The 16,323-nt window shown below is 62.6% G+C and carries 15 protein-coding genes and 1 riboswitch; of the genes, 8 read left to right on the forward strand and 7 right to left on the reverse strand.

The genetic code is table 11. The annotated features are described in order from the left end of the window. Nucleotides 1-169 precede the first annotated feature (169 nt). From ggt to sodC, 3 genes are all read left to right on the forward strand, one after another. Nucleotides 170-1,960, forward strand: coding sequence for a gamma-glutamyltransferase (ggt, locus tag FS777_RS13440; protein WP_058638307.1), 1,791 nt, complete (start codon nt 170-172; stop codon nt 1,958-1,960). Between the two features lie 69 nt (nt 1,961-2,029). Then, the gene (locus FS777_RS13445) at nt 2,030-2,911 is read left to right on the forward strand and encodes a LysR substrate-binding domain-containing protein (RefSeq protein ID WP_058638306.1); all 882 of its coding nucleotides are present in this window, start codon (nt 2,030-2,032) and stop codon (nt 2,909-2,911) included. A gap of 99 nt (nt 2,912-3,010) precedes the next feature. After that, nucleotides 3,011-3,526 (forward strand): superoxide dismutase family protein, encoded by a 516-nt coding sequence (sodC, locus tag FS777_RS13450; RefSeq protein ID WP_078478550.1) that lies wholly within the window; start codon nt 3,011-3,013, stop codon nt 3,524-3,526. 59 nt (nt 3,527-3,585) lie between these two features. Here the strand turns inward: sodC and FS777_RS13455 are convergent, their stop codons facing one another. The 3 genes from FS777_RS13455 to FS777_RS13465 all read right to left on the reverse strand — a co-directional run bounded on the left by FS777_RS13455 (nt 3,586) and on the right by FS777_RS13465 (nt 6,913). Beyond that, nucleotides 3,586-4,422, reverse strand: coding sequence for a bifunctional allantoicase/(S)-ureidoglycine aminohydrolase (locus FS777_RS13455; RefSeq protein ID WP_058605425.1), 837 nt, complete (start codon nt 4,420-4,422; stop codon nt 3,586-3,588). 106 nt (nt 4,423-4,528) lie between these two features. After that, nucleotides 4,529-5,920, reverse strand: a complete 1,392-nt coding sequence (locus tag FS777_RS13460; RefSeq protein ID WP_078478551.1) for an LLM class flavin-dependent oxidoreductase — start codon at nt 5,918-5,920, stop codon at nt 4,529-4,531. 12 nt (nt 5,921-5,932) lie between these two features. Further along, complete coding sequence (locus FS777_RS13465) at nt 5,933-6,913, reverse strand: aliphatic sulfonate ABC transporter substrate-binding protein (protein ID WP_145255973.1); 981 nt, start codon at nt 6,911-6,913, stop codon at nt 5,933-5,935. Nucleotides 6,914-7,108: 195 nt separating this feature from the next. Here FS777_RS13465 and FS777_RS13470 point away from each other — a divergent pair, with 195 nt between their 5' ends. Further along, complete coding sequence (locus tag FS777_RS13470; protein WP_145255976.1) at nt 7,109-7,993, forward strand: hypothetical protein; 885 nt, start codon at nt 7,109-7,111, stop codon at nt 7,991-7,993. A gap of 22 nt (nt 7,994-8,015) precedes the next feature. Here FS777_RS13470 and FS777_RS13475 read toward each other — a convergent pair whose 3' ends face one another. Then, nucleotides 8,016-9,023 carry a GlxA family transcriptional regulator gene (locus FS777_RS13475; protein WP_058638302.1) on the reverse strand — a complete coding sequence of 336 codons (1,008 nt, stop codon included), beginning with the start codon at nt 9,021-9,023 and terminating at the stop codon, nt 8,016-8,018. A gap of 220 nt (nt 9,024-9,243) precedes the next feature. Between FS777_RS13475 and FS777_RS13480 the strand changes: the two genes are divergently transcribed. The 3 genes from FS777_RS13480 (at nt 9,244) to FS777_RS13490 (ending at nt 11,011) form a co-directional block, all read left to right on the forward strand. Then, a complete protein-coding gene (locus FS777_RS13480; protein WP_023535666.1) occupies nt 9,244-9,456 on the forward strand; it encodes a PLDc N-terminal domain-containing protein in 213 nt (70 codons plus the stop codon). Between the two features lie 144 nt (nt 9,457-9,600). After that, nucleotides 9,601-10,029, forward strand: coding sequence for a RidA family protein (locus tag FS777_RS13485; RefSeq protein WP_145255980.1), 429 nt, complete (start codon nt 9,601-9,603; stop codon nt 10,027-10,029). 88 nt (nt 10,030-10,117) lie between these two features. Beyond that, nucleotides 10,118-11,011 carry a DMT family transporter gene (locus FS777_RS13490; protein WP_058638300.1) on the forward strand — a complete coding sequence of 298 codons (894 nt, stop codon included), beginning with the start codon at nt 10,118-10,120 and terminating at the stop codon, nt 11,009-11,011. Between the two features lie 41 nt (nt 11,012-11,052). Here the strand turns inward: FS777_RS13490 and FS777_RS13495 are convergent, their stop codons facing one another. From FS777_RS13495 to FS777_RS13505, 3 genes are all read right to left on the reverse strand, one after another. Further along, nucleotides 11,053-11,772, reverse strand: a complete 720-nt coding sequence (locus tag FS777_RS13495; RefSeq protein WP_058638299.1) for a TorF family putative porin — start codon at nt 11,770-11,772, stop codon at nt 11,053-11,055. Between the two features lie 163 nt (nt 11,773-11,935). Then, nucleotides 11,936-12,976 (reverse strand): branched-chain amino acid aminotransferase, encoded by a 1,041-nt coding sequence (locus tag FS777_RS13500; RefSeq protein WP_256674249.1) that lies wholly within the window; start codon nt 12,974-12,976, stop codon nt 11,936-11,938. A gap of 74 nt (nt 12,977-13,050) precedes the next feature. Further along, nucleotides 13,051-14,649 (reverse strand): ATP-binding cassette domain-containing protein, encoded by a 1,599-nt coding sequence (locus FS777_RS13505; protein WP_145255982.1) that lies wholly within the window; start codon nt 14,647-14,649, stop codon nt 13,051-13,053. Nucleotides 14,650-14,940: 291 nt separating this feature from the next. Then, nucleotides 14,941-15,154: riboswitch (cobalamin riboswitch) on the forward strand. A gap of 99 nt (nt 15,155-15,253) precedes the next feature. Here FS777_RS13505 and cobW point away from each other — a divergent pair. After that, nucleotides 15,254-16,321 carry a cobalamin biosynthesis protein CobW gene (gene cobW, locus FS777_RS13510; RefSeq protein ID WP_058638297.1) on the forward strand — a complete coding sequence of 356 codons (1,068 nt, stop codon included), beginning with the start codon at nt 15,254-15,256 and terminating at the stop codon, nt 16,319-16,321. Nucleotides 16,322-16,323 lie beyond the last annotated feature (2 nt).

Consider the following 16,323-nt stretch of genomic DNA (forward strand, 5'->3'; position numbering starts at 1 on the left):
AAGGTGGGCGACCGGAATCGAACCGCGCCACAACCGCGTGACCGTTGGTGGTCCCGTGCGTCGCAGTCGCGTTATCCTCGCCCAGCCTGGACGCTCAACAAAAGCGTCAGTGCACTTTTCGATTCGACAGCCTCGCATCTGTGCCAGGCCCAACGCAGGAAGCGGCTGCATGAACCCTCTCTTTCTATCCGTCAGCGCGCTGTGCCTGAGCCTGTCCTGTAACCTGGCCCAGGCCAGGCAAGCGCTGCCCGTAGCACCCGAACTTGGCTCCGGTTATCGCGCAGGCTTGCAGCCGGTGGCAGCCAAGCATCACATGGCCGCTGCCGCCAATCCGCTGGCCAGTCAGGCTGGACAACGCATCCTGCGCGCCGGGGGCAGTGCGCTGGATGCGGCAATTGCGATGCAACTGGTGCTGACACTCGTCGAGCCTCAGTCGAGTGGAATCGGCGGCGGCGCATTCATCCTCCACTGGGACGGGAAAAGGACCCAGGCATTCGATGGCCGGGAAACGGCGCCGTCGCAGGTGACCGAACGCCTGTTCCTCGACGACAAGGGGGCACCCATGCCATTTAGGTCAGCACAGATTGGCGGACGAGCCGTGGGGGTGCCGGGTGTATTGCGGGCCCTGGAATTGGCGCACAAGCAGCACGGCGTGCTGCCCTGGCAAGCGTTGTTTCAACCCGCCATCGAACTGGCCCGCACCGGGTTCCCAGTCTCTGCAAGGCTGCATGCGCTGCTGAAAGCCGACCCCTTCGTGGCTCGCTCGCCCAGTATGGCTGGCTATTTCCTGGACACGACGGGGCGCCCGCTTGCAGTAGGCACACAGCTGCGTAATCCCGAACTTGCCGACACGCTTGAGCAGATCGCGCAACACGGCGCGCAGGCGTTTTACAACGGCGAGGTTGCGCAAGCCATGGTGGCGGCCGTCCAAAACCACACCAACCCAGGTTATCTGTCCGCCGATGACCTGAAGCAGTACCGGGCCAGCGAGCGTGAACCTGTCTGCGGACCCTACAAAGCTTGGCAGATTTGTGGCATGCCCCCTCCTTCATCCGGGGGCGTGGCGGTACTGCAGACCTTGGGAATACTGGAGGCATTGCAACGCAGGTCGGCCAGGGACGATCTGGCGCACCTGGCACCCGTCCCCTCGGCCACTGCTGCCACCCTGGAGGCGCCAGCACGCGCCGTGCACCTGGTCGCCGAGGCCGAGCGACTGGCTTATGCCGATCGCGCCCAGTACCTGGCCGACAGTGACTATGTACCCGTTCCGCTCAAGGGCCTGCTCGACCCGGGCTACCTGGCACAGCGTGCCAGTCAGGTGGGTGAGCGCAGCATGAACAAGGCCATCCCTGGCCATCCGAGCGGTGCGCTGTTGACCCTTGCGCCTGACCGATCGCCACCGCGGATAGCCACCTCCCACCTAAGCGCCATTGATGATCGCGGCAATGCCGTGGCCATGACCACCTCGGTGGAGGGCGCATTCGGCTCGCACCTGATGGTCAAAGGGTTCTTGCTCAATAACCAGCTGACCGATTTTTCGTTCGTGCCCCAGGAGCAGGGCAGGCCAGTGGCCAATCGCGTTCAACCGGGCAAGCGGCCCCTGTCAGCCATGGCGCCTACGCTGGTGTTCTCCCGGGACCATGGGGAATTGGTAGCCAGCCTTGGCTCACCCGGCGGCTCGCAGATCATCGGTTACGTCAACAAGGCGCTCATCGCGTTGCTGGACTGGCGGCTGGACCCCCAGCAAGCCGCCGGGCTGCCCAATTTTGGCAGCCGCAACGGTGCAACCGAGGTGGAATCAGGGCTGACCAGCGCTGCACTGATTCGCAAGCTCAAGGCGTGGGGCCACACCGTGACGCCGATGGATATGACCAGCGGCCTGCAAGTCATTCAGCGGGACGGGACAGGCTGGTTGGGCGGGGCGGACCCACGCCGTGAAGGTGTAGCACTGGGAGATTGAAGCCAGCGTTGCGAGCTGCCCAGGTGCGTGCTAGAAAACGGTCCTCCCATTCATTTGTCGAATACTCGCATGTCTCATAACGTTAAATCGAATAGGGCCTTGTTCGACCTGGACCTTCTGCGTGCCATCGTCGTGGTGGCCGACTGCGGCAGTTTCACCACGGCTGCCGCGCGCTTGCATTCGACCCAGTCCACCATCAGCCAGAAAGTCCGGCGCCTGGAAGACATGGTAGGGCACCGTCTACTGGTACGTGGCAACCGCGACGTGCTCCCGACCGACGCCGGGCAGACGCTGCTCGGGTACGCCCGGCATATGCTGGCCCTGAATGATCAGATGCTCGAAGCCTTGGCCGGTGCCATGGTCGGCTTCACGGTGCGCCTGGGTGTACCCGAGGACTTTGTGGGTGGATCGACCACCCATGCCCTGTCGGCATTTAGTCGGCTCAATCCGCAGGTAAAGCTGGAGGTCACCAGCGGGCTGTGCCGGGACCTGAGCCAGGCCTACGACAATGGCGAGCTGGACCTGGTATTGCTCAAACAACGGCGCAACAGCCGCGAAGGGGTCGCCTGTTGGCCCGAGCGGCTGCAATGGATCGACAGCGCGCGCCTGCCTGCCTTTGAACTGGACCCGGTGCCATTGGTGACCTTTCCGCCGCGGGGCTTGTACCGCGAAGACATGATCACGGCCATCGAGCGCAGTGGCAGGCGCTGGCGCATCAGTTTCACCAGTTCGAGCTTGAGCGGCATCCAGGCCGCTGTCGCCGATGGCATGGGCATCAGCCTGCTACCGCCGCGCGCGGCCACTGCAGAGCATCGCGTACTGGGCGCCGAGCAGGGGCTGGGCGAAATCGACAGCTATGAGATCGTCATCGTGCACCGTCCAACCGCCGATCCGACGGTCAAGGCCCTGGCAGAGGTGCTCAAGCAACTGTTGGCCGGTGGCAGTCTTTAAGTGTTTCAGGCTGTGGCACAAGGGAATGACTGCGCGATGATGCAGTCCCATGCACAACGCGGGTATGACGTCCGCCTTCACCACGCCATGGAGAACCTTATGAAAGCAGTTGTAATCGCTGCGCTGCTGGCCACTACCGGCCTGGCCCAAGCCGCCCAGACCGTCGAGCTCAAGCTGGCAGGCCCCGATGGCCCAGGCAAGTCGATCGGCACCATCAGCATCGAGCAGAACAAGTACGGAACGCTGCTTACCCCGGACCTCAAGGACCTGCCGCCCGGTGTGCACGGCTTCCACCTGCACCAGAATCCGTCCTGCGCTCCTGCGCAGGATGCGGGCAAAGCCGTGCCAGCAGGCGGGGCGGGGGGGCACTGGGACCCGCAATCGACCAACGCGCATAAAGGCCCTTACGATGACAGCGGCCACCGCGGCGACCTGCCGGCGCTGTATGTAGGTGCCGATGGCAAGGCGACGTATCCGGTACTGGCACCGCGCCTGAAGGCTGAAGACTTCAAAGGCCACGCACTGATGGTGCACGCAGGCGGCGATAACCACAGCGATCACCCCGAGAAGTTGGGTGGCGGTGGCGCTCGCATGGCGTGTGGGGTGGTTGAGTAACAGCGATTTGGCGCACCCTGGCGGGTGCGCCTTGGAGACCGGCGAGCAGTCTTCTGTGCTCAGCGCTTGGGGTTGAGCGTCAAGTGCACGTGACGGTTCACGTCTTTGTACAGCAGGTAACTGAAGTTGCCAGGGCCGCCGGCATAGCAGGCCTGTGGGCAGAAGGCCCGCAGCCACATGAAATCACCGGCCTCGACTTCGACCCAGTCCTGATTCAGGCGGTAGACCGCCTTGCCTTCCAGCACATAAAGCCCGTGCTCCATGACATGGGTTTCAGCAAACGGTATGACCCCACCTGGCTGGAAAGTGACGATATTGACGTGCATGTCATGGCGCATGTCAGCCATGTCGACGAAGCGGGTGGTTTTCCAGCGGCCTTCGGTGCCTGGCATTTCGATCACGGTAGCGTTGTCGCGGTGGGTCACGAACGAAGACGGTACGTCCAGCCCTTCGACCTTCTGGTAGTGCTTGCGCAGCCAGTGGAAGGTGACATTGGCCTGGCTGTTGTTGCGCAGGCTCCATTCGGCGCCAGGCGCGAGAAACGCATAACCCCCTGGCACCAGTGTGTGGTGCTGACCCTCGACGGTAATGTCCAGCTCGCCTTCGACGATAAACAGCACGGCTTCGGCGTTGGGGTCCAGTTCAGGCCGTTCGCTCCCGCCTTCGGGCGCCACCTCGACGATGTACTGGGAGAACGTTTCGGCGAACCCTGTCAGCGGCCGGGCGATGACCCACATGCGCATCTTGTCCCAGAAGGGCAAGTGACTGGTGACGATGTCACGCATCACGCCCTTGGGAATGACCGCGTAGGCTTCGGTGAACATGGCACGGTCGGTCAGCAGCTCGGTTTGAGCCGGGTGGCCGCCGTGGGGCGCGAAATAGGCGTGGTTCGACATGAATGCTCTCGACTTGTTGTTCTATCCCCATGCCGTGGGCCGCACCGGCCGGTGCGGTGCAGGGGACGTGGGCACAGGATAGGGTGGCGCGCCGAACATCTACAAATTAAATGTTGGAATACCCAGTATTTGGTTGCTGAATGCTCACGCGGCTGCCGACATGGTGCGCCGTTAGCCGGTTTCCTTTGCCGAACAACTTGTGGCGCAAGGTGCCATCGACGTACCCGCGGGGATAGCGGCCACGGCGCTGCAGTTCGGGAACCAGCAACTCCACGACATGGGCCAGGTCGTCAGGTTGGACGGCATACGTGAGGTTGAACCCATCGATACCGGTTTGATCGACCCACGCCTCCAACTGGTCGGCGACTTCACTTGGCGTACCGATCAGGACGGGGCCGCGTCCTCCTAGCCCGATGAATTGCGCCGCCTCGCGCACGGTCCATTGACGGCTAGGGTCCGCCGCCGTGAAGGCTGCCAAGGCTGCACGGCCCGCATCGTTTTCCACGTACTGGATTGGCGCGTCAGGGTCCAGGCCATCCAGGTCGATTCCGGTCCAACCTGACAGCAGTGTCAGGGCTGCTTCGATGTCGACGAAACTGCGGTATTGGTCAAAGCGTGCCTGAGCCTGCTCGTGAGTGGGCGCGACGATCAGCAACGCCTGGGCATAGATCAGCACCTCGTCACGTGCGCGTCCCGCCGCTTCGCTGGCCTGACGCACGCCATCGGCGTAGCGCCGCAGAACCGTGGGTGTCGGCCCGCTGATGAACACGCATTCGGCATGCTTGGCGGCGAACTGCTGACCGCGCGCCGACGCGCCTGCCTGAAACAGCACGGGTGTGCGTTGCGGCGATGGCTGGCAGAGGTGCATGCCGGGTACCTGGAAGTGCGCGCCGGCGTGGCCGATGGGGTGCACACGGGTTGGCTCGACGTAGCGGCCCGTTTCACGGTCCAGCACCAGGGCATCGTCGTCCCAGCTCTTTTCCCAGAGTTTGTAGAGCACCTGCAGATACTCCTCGGCCAAGTCATAGCGCAGGTCATGCCCCAGTTGTCGGTCGAGCCCCAGGTTACGCGCGGCACTGTCCAGGTAGCCGGTGACGATATTCCAGCCCACGCGCCCGTCACTGAGGTGGTCGAGTGTGGACATGCGCCGTGCAAAGGGATAGGGGTGCTCGTAGGTCAGCGAGAAGGTGACCCCGAAGCCCAGGTGCTCGGTCACAGCGGCCATGGCGGGGACCAACAGCATCGGATCGTTCACCGGCACCTGGACGCCGCCGCGCAAGGCCGGGTGCGGGCTGCCTTGATAGACGTCATAGATGCCCATGACATCGGCAATGAACAGTGCGTCGAACAAACCGCGTTCGAGTCGCCTGGCCAGGTCGGTCCAGTAAGCCAGGCGGTTGAAATCGGTGCTGGTGTTGCGCGGGTGGCGCCACAAGCCAGGCGATTGGTGGCTGGCAGCGTTCATGCTGAAGGCGTTGAAGCGTATAGGGCGGGGCATGTTGAGTTGGCCTCAGGGCAGCACGGAAGCAGGGTAAACCGCTTCGGCTACGTTCAGTTTGCGGGGGATCAGGCCAAGCCCTTGGAAGGTGTCGGCCAGCTTCTGTTGTTCGGCAACGATCTCTGGGGTCACTGGCACAGCGTTGTAGTTGCGTCGTTGACTTGCTACTTCCAGAACATCGGCGTTGATGCCAAGCTGCGGCGCCAGCAAGGCGGCGACGTCGCCGGGTTTGTCATTGGCCCACTGGCTGGCTTTGGCCAGTTCGCTGAAGAATATTCTGAGCAACGCCTTATGGCTGTCCGCGAAGCGGGCGGTGGACAGGTAGAAGGTGCGGTTGTTGGTCAAGCCGGTCCCGTCACGCAGGTTTTTCAGCCCTGGCTGCCGCTCGGCTGCAGCCAGGAATGGGTCCCACAGTGTGGCGGCCTGAACGCTGCCTGACTGCAGCGCGGCTATCGCGTCGGCTGCGTTATTGACGTAGGCCGGGATGATGTCCTGGTAACTCAGGCCTGCCTGTTGCAAGGCGACGGCCAGCAAGTACTGGGCATTCCATCCCCGGCCAGTGGCCACGCGCTTGCCCTTCAGATCCTGCACATCGTTCAGAGGGTCCTGCTGGCGCACCACCAGGCCGATCCCACGCGGATAAGGCTGTTCAGCGGCCAGGTAGACCACGGGTTTGCCGGCCGCCTGGGCGAACACCGAAGGCGCATCGGCCGCGTGTCCCACGTCGATGGCACCGGTACTCAGGGCCTCGAGCAACTGTGGGCCGGCGGCAAACTCATGCCAGCTGACCCTCACCCCTTGCGGGGCAAGGGCTTTTTCCAGTGCGCCGCTGCCTTTGAGGATGTTGAGGCTGTTGAATTTCTGGTATCCGATGCGCAGGGTGCTGTTTTCTTGCGCCTGCGCCGCTGCGGCTATCAGCAGGGCCCCGGCAAGCGAGACCAGTAGTGCTCCCAGTGCTCGCCGGCGTAGTGATGAAAAGAGAGAGTGGGGCATGGCGCGATCCTTGATATGCGATGAGTGGGAGCACCAGAACATAAGCACCTGACCGCGCTGCTTCAATTTCTTTATTACTAATTATTAGACTTTTTAGTTATTTTTATATCCTTTTGTTTTGTAATCAGGTGTCTGCTTCCGACATTTTTTTCACATCCCCTTGCTAGCATTCCTTGCAGAATCAAGGAGTTCTCCATGCCCACCTTTCTGCGTAAACCCATCACCCGCATCGTGCTCACCGCTACCACCGGCCTTGTAATGGCAACGCTCGGATTTTTCGCCTGGCAAAGCTTCTACCCCGTGCAGGCCGCTTCGGGTTGGCAGGTGGAGGTCGCGCACCGCAACGTGGACAAGGCTGCGTCGCTGCTTCCCCAGGCCGACGGCAGTCTGCTGGTAAGCCAGGAGCTGGACGATGGTCGGGGCAGTATTCTCAAGATTGCACCCGACGGTGAGCGCGAAGTGCTCGTGGACCAGCTGTCCAAGCCCGACGGCATGGTGGCGGCCAGAGGTGGCTGGGTCTTCAGCCAAGAAGGTGGCCTGGCGCCGGTGAGTCTGGCTGTCGATGGCCACGTCACACCGCTTTTCGACGGTATTGCGGTGCAGGGCCTTTGGAACGAGGGCAACCACCTTTATGCCATCGAAGACCGCAAGGGTGATGGCCGCTTGCTGCGCTATGACTGGCGCAGCGGCCAGGTGGACGTGCTGCGTTCGGGCCTGACCGAAGCTGAAGGGTTGACCCGATGCGGGGATGGCCGGCTGCTGTACACCGAGAAAGCCGACGGGCAGATACGGGCGTTGTCCAAGGATGGCAAGGACCCTGTGGTGTTCGATAGCCTCAGGAACCCCACATTCCTGTTTTGTGACCAGCATGGTCTTTGGATCAGTGAGGACAACACGCACCGGGCACGGCTGCTGCGCATAAAGCCCGATGGGACTCGCCAGACCGTGCTGTCGTTTCTCAAGGCGCCGCAGTCCATCGTGGCCGATGGCAGCGGCGGTTATTGGCTTGCAGAAGGCGGGCGGGATCGCGTGCTGCACTTGACCCCTCCTTCGAAGCAGCCCGCTGCTGCGTCAGACTGACGCCACAAAAGCGCGAGCAGGTTCAATCCCCCAAGCGCTGCTCGCGCGATGGGGGATAACCGAAATAGGCGGCGTAGCATTTACTGAAGTGCGACACCGAGACGAAGCCGCACGCCAGCGCCACCTCCATCACCGAGAGATCGGAGTACTGCAGCAGGCGGCGACTTTTGGTGATGCGAAGTTCCATGTAGTAGCGCCGTGGAGAGGTGCCCAGCTGCGCCTGGAACAGGCGGTCTATCTGGCGGCGAGAGCGGCCGCTGTAAGCCGCCAACTGGTCCAGGCTGAGGGTTTCCTCAAGGTTGTTTTCCATCAGCTCGACGATGGTGCGCAGGTGCAGACTCATCGACTTCTTGGCCCCGGGGCCCACTTGCCGATAGCGAGCGCCCGAGAATGACAGAATCTCCTCGACGCCCTCTGCCAGACCGTCACCGTACAGCCGTCGTACCAGTCCCAGCATCAATTCCATCGCCCCGTTCGGGCTGGCGGCGCTCAGTCGGTCCCGGTCGAGGGTGAAGCTTGCGGGCGTGATACGCGTCTGCGGGCTGCGCTCGGCGAGGCTGGCACGTTGTTCGGGGTGAACGCTGCAGCCGTAGTCATCCAGCGCTCCGGCGCGGCCAAGAAACCATGCGCCATTCCACAGGCCGCCCAAGGCCATGCCGTGAGATGCGCAGTCCTGAAGCAAGCGGTCGAGCTCAGGATATTTGAGCGGCGTACGCAAACCGCCGCAGACCACGAGCAAGTCCAAGTGCTTGAGGGCGGTTGCCGAAAGCTCGGTCGTGATCAACTCTAGCCCCAGGTCACTGAGCACACGGTCACCGGCAAGCGACAAGGGCGTGAATTGGAAGCTGTCCGCGCGCAGAAGATTAGCCGTGACCAGCACGTCCATGGCCACGGTGAAGCTGGCCATGGAGAAGTGTTCGAGCAAAACGAAGTCGACCCGATAGGGCGCCTCTACGCTGGCACTGCTGGTCTTTAATCGCAGCATGTTGCTGGTGCTGCTCTTTTTGCTGAACTGACGGGGTGTGGACACGCTGGACTCCGCTTCCTGGCTTCGCACCAAAGTGTGGCCGGTGCCCCTACGAAAGACAATCGGCAGGGTGGCTGGCGCCAATGTGCAGGTCGTGTTCAGGCATGCGCTGGGCGTCGGCCTGGGGCAGGCGGGTTCGATAGACGCTGGCGCCGTTTAAATCGAACGGAACCCTGGGCGTCTTCGGTGAATCAATAGGGTAAGTGCCAATGGGAGGAAGCTCATGGAAATCGGAACGATTTGGTTCGTCGTGGCAATCATCTTGATTTTGCTGGAGATCTGGGCGATCTGGCACATCATGGGCAGCGATCGGCGCGCCGAGCGCAAGATGCTGTGGATTGTGTTCGTCGTGTGGGCACCGTTCCCTGGCCTGCCGATCTGGGCGTGGCGCGGGCCGCGTGCAGTCAAGGGCAAGGCAGTACTGGAAGAGAAGTGATTGCGCGCCAGGCGCCGGGGGCGTCTGGCAGCCTCGCGGGTGTAGCCGCATAAATCATGTCCTGGGGCCACTTCCGGCCCTTGACCTCAGGTTTGCTTGAGGTTGGATACTCGGCGCTCATTCCATGAACCGAGCGTCCAAACCATGCACACCACCGCTTTTGAACTGAGCAACCCTCAATCTCTGTATGACCCCAGTGGCAACGGATACTCCCATGTGGCCGACGTGCGTTCAGGGAGCAGGCTGCTTTTCATCGCGGGTCAGGGTGGGGAGCAGGCCAGTGGGGCTCTATCCCCTGTTTTCGCCGATCAGGCGCGCCAGGCCCTTGCCAACCTGGAGCTGGCCTTGTCCAGCAAAGGGGCGGGCCTTGAGCATGTCTGCAAGCTCACCCTACTGATCGTCGACCATAGCCAGGCGCGGCTCCAGCAATGGGTGGAAGCTGTGGACCACGCGTGGGGCCAGGCCCTCAAGCCTACCTGTACGCTCATACCGGTCCCGAGCCTGGCCCTGGACGGGATGCTCATCGAGGTGGATGCCGTGGCGGCGCTGCCTGTCTCCTCCCAAGGTAGGTAGCGCCATCGACTGGCTGTGTAGTAAATCTCTGCTCAGGTTTGCGCCTTCCTGCGCGATAAGCACAGCGGTTCTCAGAGGTGACCACACCATGAGCACGACCTCATCTCCGATCGAACGGCCGTTGCTGAGCGCCTGGTTCTGGCCGGCCATGTTCAGCTTGATGGCCTTCGCTGCCAACTCGGTTTTTTGCCGGCTGGCGCTCAAGGATGGCGCCGTCGACGCTATCAGCTTCACCGCGCTGCGCCTGGGCAGCGGCGCCTTGTGCCTGTGGTGGCTGGTACGGCTGCGCAGTCCCTGCTCAGGCGCTGCCGGCAGTTGGCGAGGTGGCTTGGCGTTATTTTGCTACGCCTTTCTGTTCTCCGTCGCCTACCTTGATTTGAATGCAGGGGTAGGGGCATTGCTCTTGTTTGGCGCTGTGCAGCTGACCATGTTCGGCATGGCGTTGCTGCGTGGGGAACGGATCAGCCTGCGCACGTTGTCAGGCATGTTGATGGCTTTTTCAGGCCTGATCGTGTTGCTGCTGCCTGGCAGCCACGCACCTACACTGACGAGCGCCTTGCTGATGGTAGTCGCGGGTATAGCGTGGGGGATCTACACCTTGCTGGGGCAGGGATCACCTCGGCCGCTGGCCGACACGGCGGGCAACTTCATTCGCAGCGTGCCCTTCCTAGCAGTGTGTGCGCCGCTGATGGTTCTCGGTGCCGAGCTGCGGTTCTCGATGGCCGGCGTGTTCTTTGCAGTGTGCTCTGGGGTTTTGGCATCGGCGGCAGGTTACGCCGTCTGGTACAGCGTGGTGCGGCGCATCAGCGCGCAACAAGCCGCCACGTTGCAACTGAGCGTGCCGGTGATCGCCGCGTTGGGTGGAATGCTCGTGATCGGCGAGGCATTGTCGCTACGTGCCATGGCTGCCTGCGCGATTGTCCTGGGCGGGGTGGCCATCGCTGTCACTGCCCCCCGTCCACGGGCGCCGACACAGGCTTGAGGTGGCAGTGGCCGGCAAAGGCTGAGCGTGAGCAGGCTTGCCTAGAAGAAACTGCGCTGGGCCTTGAGGGTTACCACGCTCTCGCAATAGGTGTTGATCCCCGAATAAGCATCGCAGCCGCCACCGGTCAGGTTCGAGTCGCTGTAGATCAGGTTCAGGTCCAGGCCTAACCAGGGGCGCGACAGCTGCATGGACCAGTCGGAGAAACCGTTGACCTGGCTGCCGTCGCCGATCGTGAATGGGGTGCCGAGCCGATGATGGGCCAGCTTGACCGTCAGGTCGGCGTTGAGCAGGGGGACCTGCCCGAAATCGGCATACAGGGTGCCGATCCGGTTGCTTGGGTTGTCTCGCAAGGCCCCGCCGAATCGGCTGCCCATTATGGAAATACCCCCATACAGTGCATGGCTCTCTGCACCTGCGATGTTGGGTTGGCTGTAGTGGATCACGCCGATCTCGTAACCCAGGGTACTGTCGAAGTGATGCTTGTAGCCGACGTAGTTGTCGACCCGCAGGGTGGACCCTGGCGCCACGCCCATGCTGGGTGTGTATTGCCCCACGTACCAACCACTGGTGTGACTGAAATCCAGGCCGCCGTGAAAGGCGCCGGTAGCGGCTGGGGAAATAAGCCCCTGGGCCATGCTGCGAGTAGGCGTCGTACTGAGGGTGAAGTCAAAGTCGCCCACTTCACGTTTGATCTGCTGGGCCAGGAGCGTGGGGCTCAACAGCAGGGCTGCGCTCAGCACTAGAAGGGGCCTGATCATGGTCGGCTTCCTGAAGGACTTTCAGTAGAGCCTTGAAGGATACCGGGCCTGGCGCGCGGAGGAAACCTTGTTGCCTGCTCGGGCACGCAATGGCCTGTTTCGACGTGCAAAAAAAGGCGCGCCCCCTGAGGAGCGCGCCTTCGAGATCATGCAGTGTGAGTGATCAGGCCACTTTGACGATCCAGCCTGCCGGAGCCTCGATGTCGCCGCTCTGAATGCCGGTCAATTCGTTGTAGAGCTTCTGGGTAACGGGGCCGACCTTCTCCAGGTCATGGAAAACATGCAGCTTGCCGTTGTACTCGATGCCGCCGATGGGAGTGATCACCGCCGCAGTGCCGCAGGCACCTGCCTCGACGAAGCGATCCAGCTGGCTGATTTCCACATCCCCTTCGATAACGGTCAGGCCCAGGCGAGACTGCGCCAGCTCCATCAGGGACAGGCGGGTAATACCCGGCAGCACCGAAGCCGACTTGGGCGTTACGAACTCGTTATTGGCCGTGATGCCGAAGAAGTTGGCCGAACCTACTTCCTCGATCTTGGAATGGGTCAACGGGTCCAGATAGATGGCATCGGCGAAGTTGGCCTTTTTCGCCTCATAGCCTGGTTGCAGGCTGGCGGCATAGTTACCACCCACCTTGGCAGCGCCGGTCCCTTGCGGAGCCGCGCGGTCGAAGCTGGAGATCTGGAAGTTGTGAGGCTTCATGCCGCCTTTGAAGTACGAGCCTACCGGGATGGCGAAGACGGAAAAGATGAACTCCGGCGCAGTGCGCACGCCAATGTTGTCACCCGTGCCGATGACGAATGGGCGCAAGTACAGGGCGCCTTTGCCGTGGGGGGGCACGAAGCGCTCGTTGGCCTTGACGACCTGCTTGCAGGCTTCGATGAACACGTCGGTGGGCACGTGGGGCATGAGCAGGCGCGCACAGCTGCGCTGCATGCGGGCGGCATTCTGGTCAGGGCGGAACAGGTTGATCGAGCCATCCTTGCAACGGTAGGCCTTCAGACCTTCGAAGCACTGCTGGCCGTAATGCAGGGCCGTGGAGCCTTCGCTGATATGCAGCACGTTGTCTTCGGTCAGGGTGCCTTCATCCCACGCGCCATCGCGCCAGACAGACAGATAGCGTTTATCGGTCTTGATGTAGTCGAAGCCGAGCTTGTCCCAGTTAATGCTTTCGTTGCTCATGACACCCTCGTTGTCTTGCAAGTGCCCACGTTCGGGCTGCTGTTATATGCGCACACGCCACCTTAATACATCTTCGCCGGATCGGAAATGTCCTATCACCACTTGATGCTCGGCCCTTCAAGGCGTAAGGCGCAGTCGAGCCTCAGCGCATCGAGCAGCACCTGGTCATGGGAAGCAATCATCAGCGCACCGGTGAACCGCTCCAGCATCTTTTGCAGGGCCTTGAGCGATGGCAGGTCGAGGTGGTTGCCAGGTTCGTCCAGTAGCAGCAGCTCCACCGGTCGCCTGCGGTACAGGATCGCCGCCAGGGCCGCCTTCATGCGCTCGCCTCCACTGAGTAGGCTGCTGGGCAGCGCGACACGTGCAGCGTCCAGGCCCAGCTGAGCCAGCAGCATGCGTACATGGCTCTGATCCAGTGCCGGGTTGGCCTGTTGTACGTGTTCCAGCGCGCTTACGTCGGCCGACAACACGCTGCAGTGCTGGTCGAGCAGCGCCGTTTGGTCTGTGACCTTGAGGTGGCCTGCAGGCGCTGGCAACTGGCCGGCGATCATTTTCAGCAGTGTGCTCTTGCCGCTGCCATTGACGCCCGTCAGGGCACAACGTTGGCCCTGGCGCAGGCTGAGGTCGATGGGTACTTGTGTGCCATGCGGCAGGCGCAAGGCTTGCAGCAGTACCACCTGCCGCTGGACATTGGGCTCAAGCGTTGGCGTGTGCACGGTAATTTCGCAGGCTCTTTCGACCGCTTGCGCAGCGTCCCGCACCCTGTCGATCAGCTGTTGCCCGGCCGCCCGATGGCGTCGGCGCTGCTTGCCAAGCGTCGCCTGGCCGCCTTGCTGCTGGTGATCGAGCAGGATCTTGGCTTGGTTCACGCCCTTGGCCTTGCGCCCCGCCCGGGCCTGGGCTTTGTCCAGTGCCTGGCGTTGCTGTAGCTGGGCTCTGGCTTGCTGCTGCTGGGAGCGCTTGAGGTGTGCCAACTGCTGCACAGCTTGCGTGGTCTCGCAGCGCTTTCGTGCCTGATAGTGGCTGAAGTTGCCGCCATAGGCTTTCAGGCCCAGGCTTGACAGTTCGAGGATACAGTCCATGTGCTCGAGTAGAGAACGGTCATGGCTTATCACGAGCAAGCCGCGGTTCCAGGTTTGCATCATCGCCAGCCACTGCGTGCGACCGTGGTCGTCCAGGTGGTTGGTAGGTTCATCGAGTATGAGAAAGTCGGCCTCGCTCAACCAGGCGCCAATCAGCGCCACGCCCATGGCCTGCCCGCCGCTCAGGGTATGGACAGGGCGTTGCAGGTCCAGGTGGCCCAGGCCATGGCGGTGCAGCTGGGCGCGCAGGCGCTCGGGCGCATCCCAGCGCTCGCCGACGGTGTCGAAGTCAGCCGCCTCCACGCTGCCGAGTGCGATCCGTTCGAGCGCTGCGATCAAGGGCCCCATCTGGGCCAGATCGGCCACGGTCTTGCTGGTGTCGATCACCTGTTGATCGACAAGATGGACACGGCCCAAGCGCTGGCACGTGCCGCTGCTGGGTGAACGCCGGCCAGCGAGCAGTTGGCCAAGCAGGGTCTTGCCCACGCCGTTGCGGCCTACCAGGCCGGTCCGGGTAGTGTCGAAGGTCTGGGTGAGATCGGTGAACAGTGGCCTGCCATCTGGCAAGACCAGGGTGACGCTGTCCAGCGTCAGGATAGACGTAGTCGTCATGTGCAACTCCACAAATGCCGCGACATTTCCGGTGGCGACCGGAAAGTGAAGACTGGCCGTCTAGCAGACGGCGGCATCAATGGCGCATTGGACGAATACCTCATGAAGGGGAAGTGGGAAGGGTAGAGCAGGATGGTCAGCGCGTAAAGCGGGCAGGCGATGAAGAGAAAGGGTAACTGCCTTGCACTTTATTCGTGGGTGGCGAGGGCGAGGGCGGGACGAAGGTCGCCGTCTGGCAGCAGTGCGGCTCCCCACAGCCTCGACAACGGTTGACCACCCGACAGCCACTGCGTAGCCTTGGCCGTTCGAGGTTCTCCGGCCAGGCCGGAGCTAAGACGGGAACGCGGTTCAAGCCGCGGCTGCCCCCGCAACTGTAGGCACCATTGATGGGTCGACACTGCCACTGCGCCAAGCGCGGGAAGGCGTCTTCCCCCAAGCCCGGTCCTGATGACCGTGCCTGGCGCAGGTGCAAGCCAGGAGACCTGCCTCGCAACGTTTTCGACTTTAAACCGGGCGGGGTGATCCGGTGGCGAACATGCCTGGCCTGTCTGGTCGGCGGCGCTCGTCCTGCATGCCCGCGCCATTCTGCCAAGGGCACTGCAACATGAAAACACTGGCCAAGCTCCCCGTTACCATCGTCACCGGCTTCCTGGGCTCGGGCAAGACTACCCTGTTGCGCCACATGCTCGACAACGCACAGGGTCGGCGCATCGCCGTGATCGTCAACGAATTCGGCGAGCTGGGCATTGATGGCGACATCCTCAAGCAGTGCAGCATCGGCTGCACCGAGGAAGAGGCCAATGGCCGGGTGTACGAACTGGCCAACGGTTGCCTGTGCTGCACCGTCCAGGAAGAGTTCTTCCCGGTGATGCGCGAACTGGTGGCGCGCCGCGGCGACCTGGACCATATCCTGATCGAAACCAGCGGCCTGGCGTTGCCCAAGCCGCTGGTACAAGCCTTCCAATGGCCTGAGATCCGCACCGCCTGCACCGTCGATGCGGTGATCACCGTGGTCGACAGCCCCGCCGTTGCCGCAGGCACTTTCGCCGCCTACCCGGACCAGGTCGACGCCCAGCGCAAGCTGGACCCGAACCTGGACCACGAGTCCCCCCTGCACGAGCTGTTCGCTGACCAACTGGCCAGCGCCGACCTGGTTGTGTTGAACAAAGCCGACCTGATCGATGCCGATGGCCTGGCCAAGGTGCGTGCCGAGGTCGCCGAAGAGCTGCCAGCGGCTGTCAAAGTCATCGAAGCCAGCAGTGGCAAGTTGCCGCTGGAGGTGTTGCTGGGCCTGGGCGCCGAGTCCGAGCAGCACATCGACGCCCGCCCGACCCACCACGATGCCCATCACGACGGCGATGACCATGACGACCATGACCATGATGCCTTCGATTCCATCTCCATCGACCTCCCCGAATCCGATGAGCGGGTGCTGATCGAGGCGCTCAACCAACTGGTGGTCGAGTACGGCATCCTGCGCGTCAAAGGCTTCGCCGCCATCGCTGGCAAGCCGATGCGCTTGCTCATCCAGGGGGTAGGTACGCGCTTCGACAAGCACTTCGACCGCGCCTGGCGCGCCGAAGAGCCGCGCGTCACGCGCCTGGTGCTGATCGGTCAGGACCTTGACCCCGCCCAGCTCGAAGCGCGTCTGCGCCACGCTCTGGGCGCCTGACC

Origin of the sequence: Pseudomonas sp. DE0157, from assembly GCF_007678615.1 — a bacterium.
Lineage (GTDB): Bacteria > Pseudomonadota > Gammaproteobacteria > Pseudomonadales > Pseudomonadaceae > Aquipseudomonas > Aquipseudomonas parafulva_B.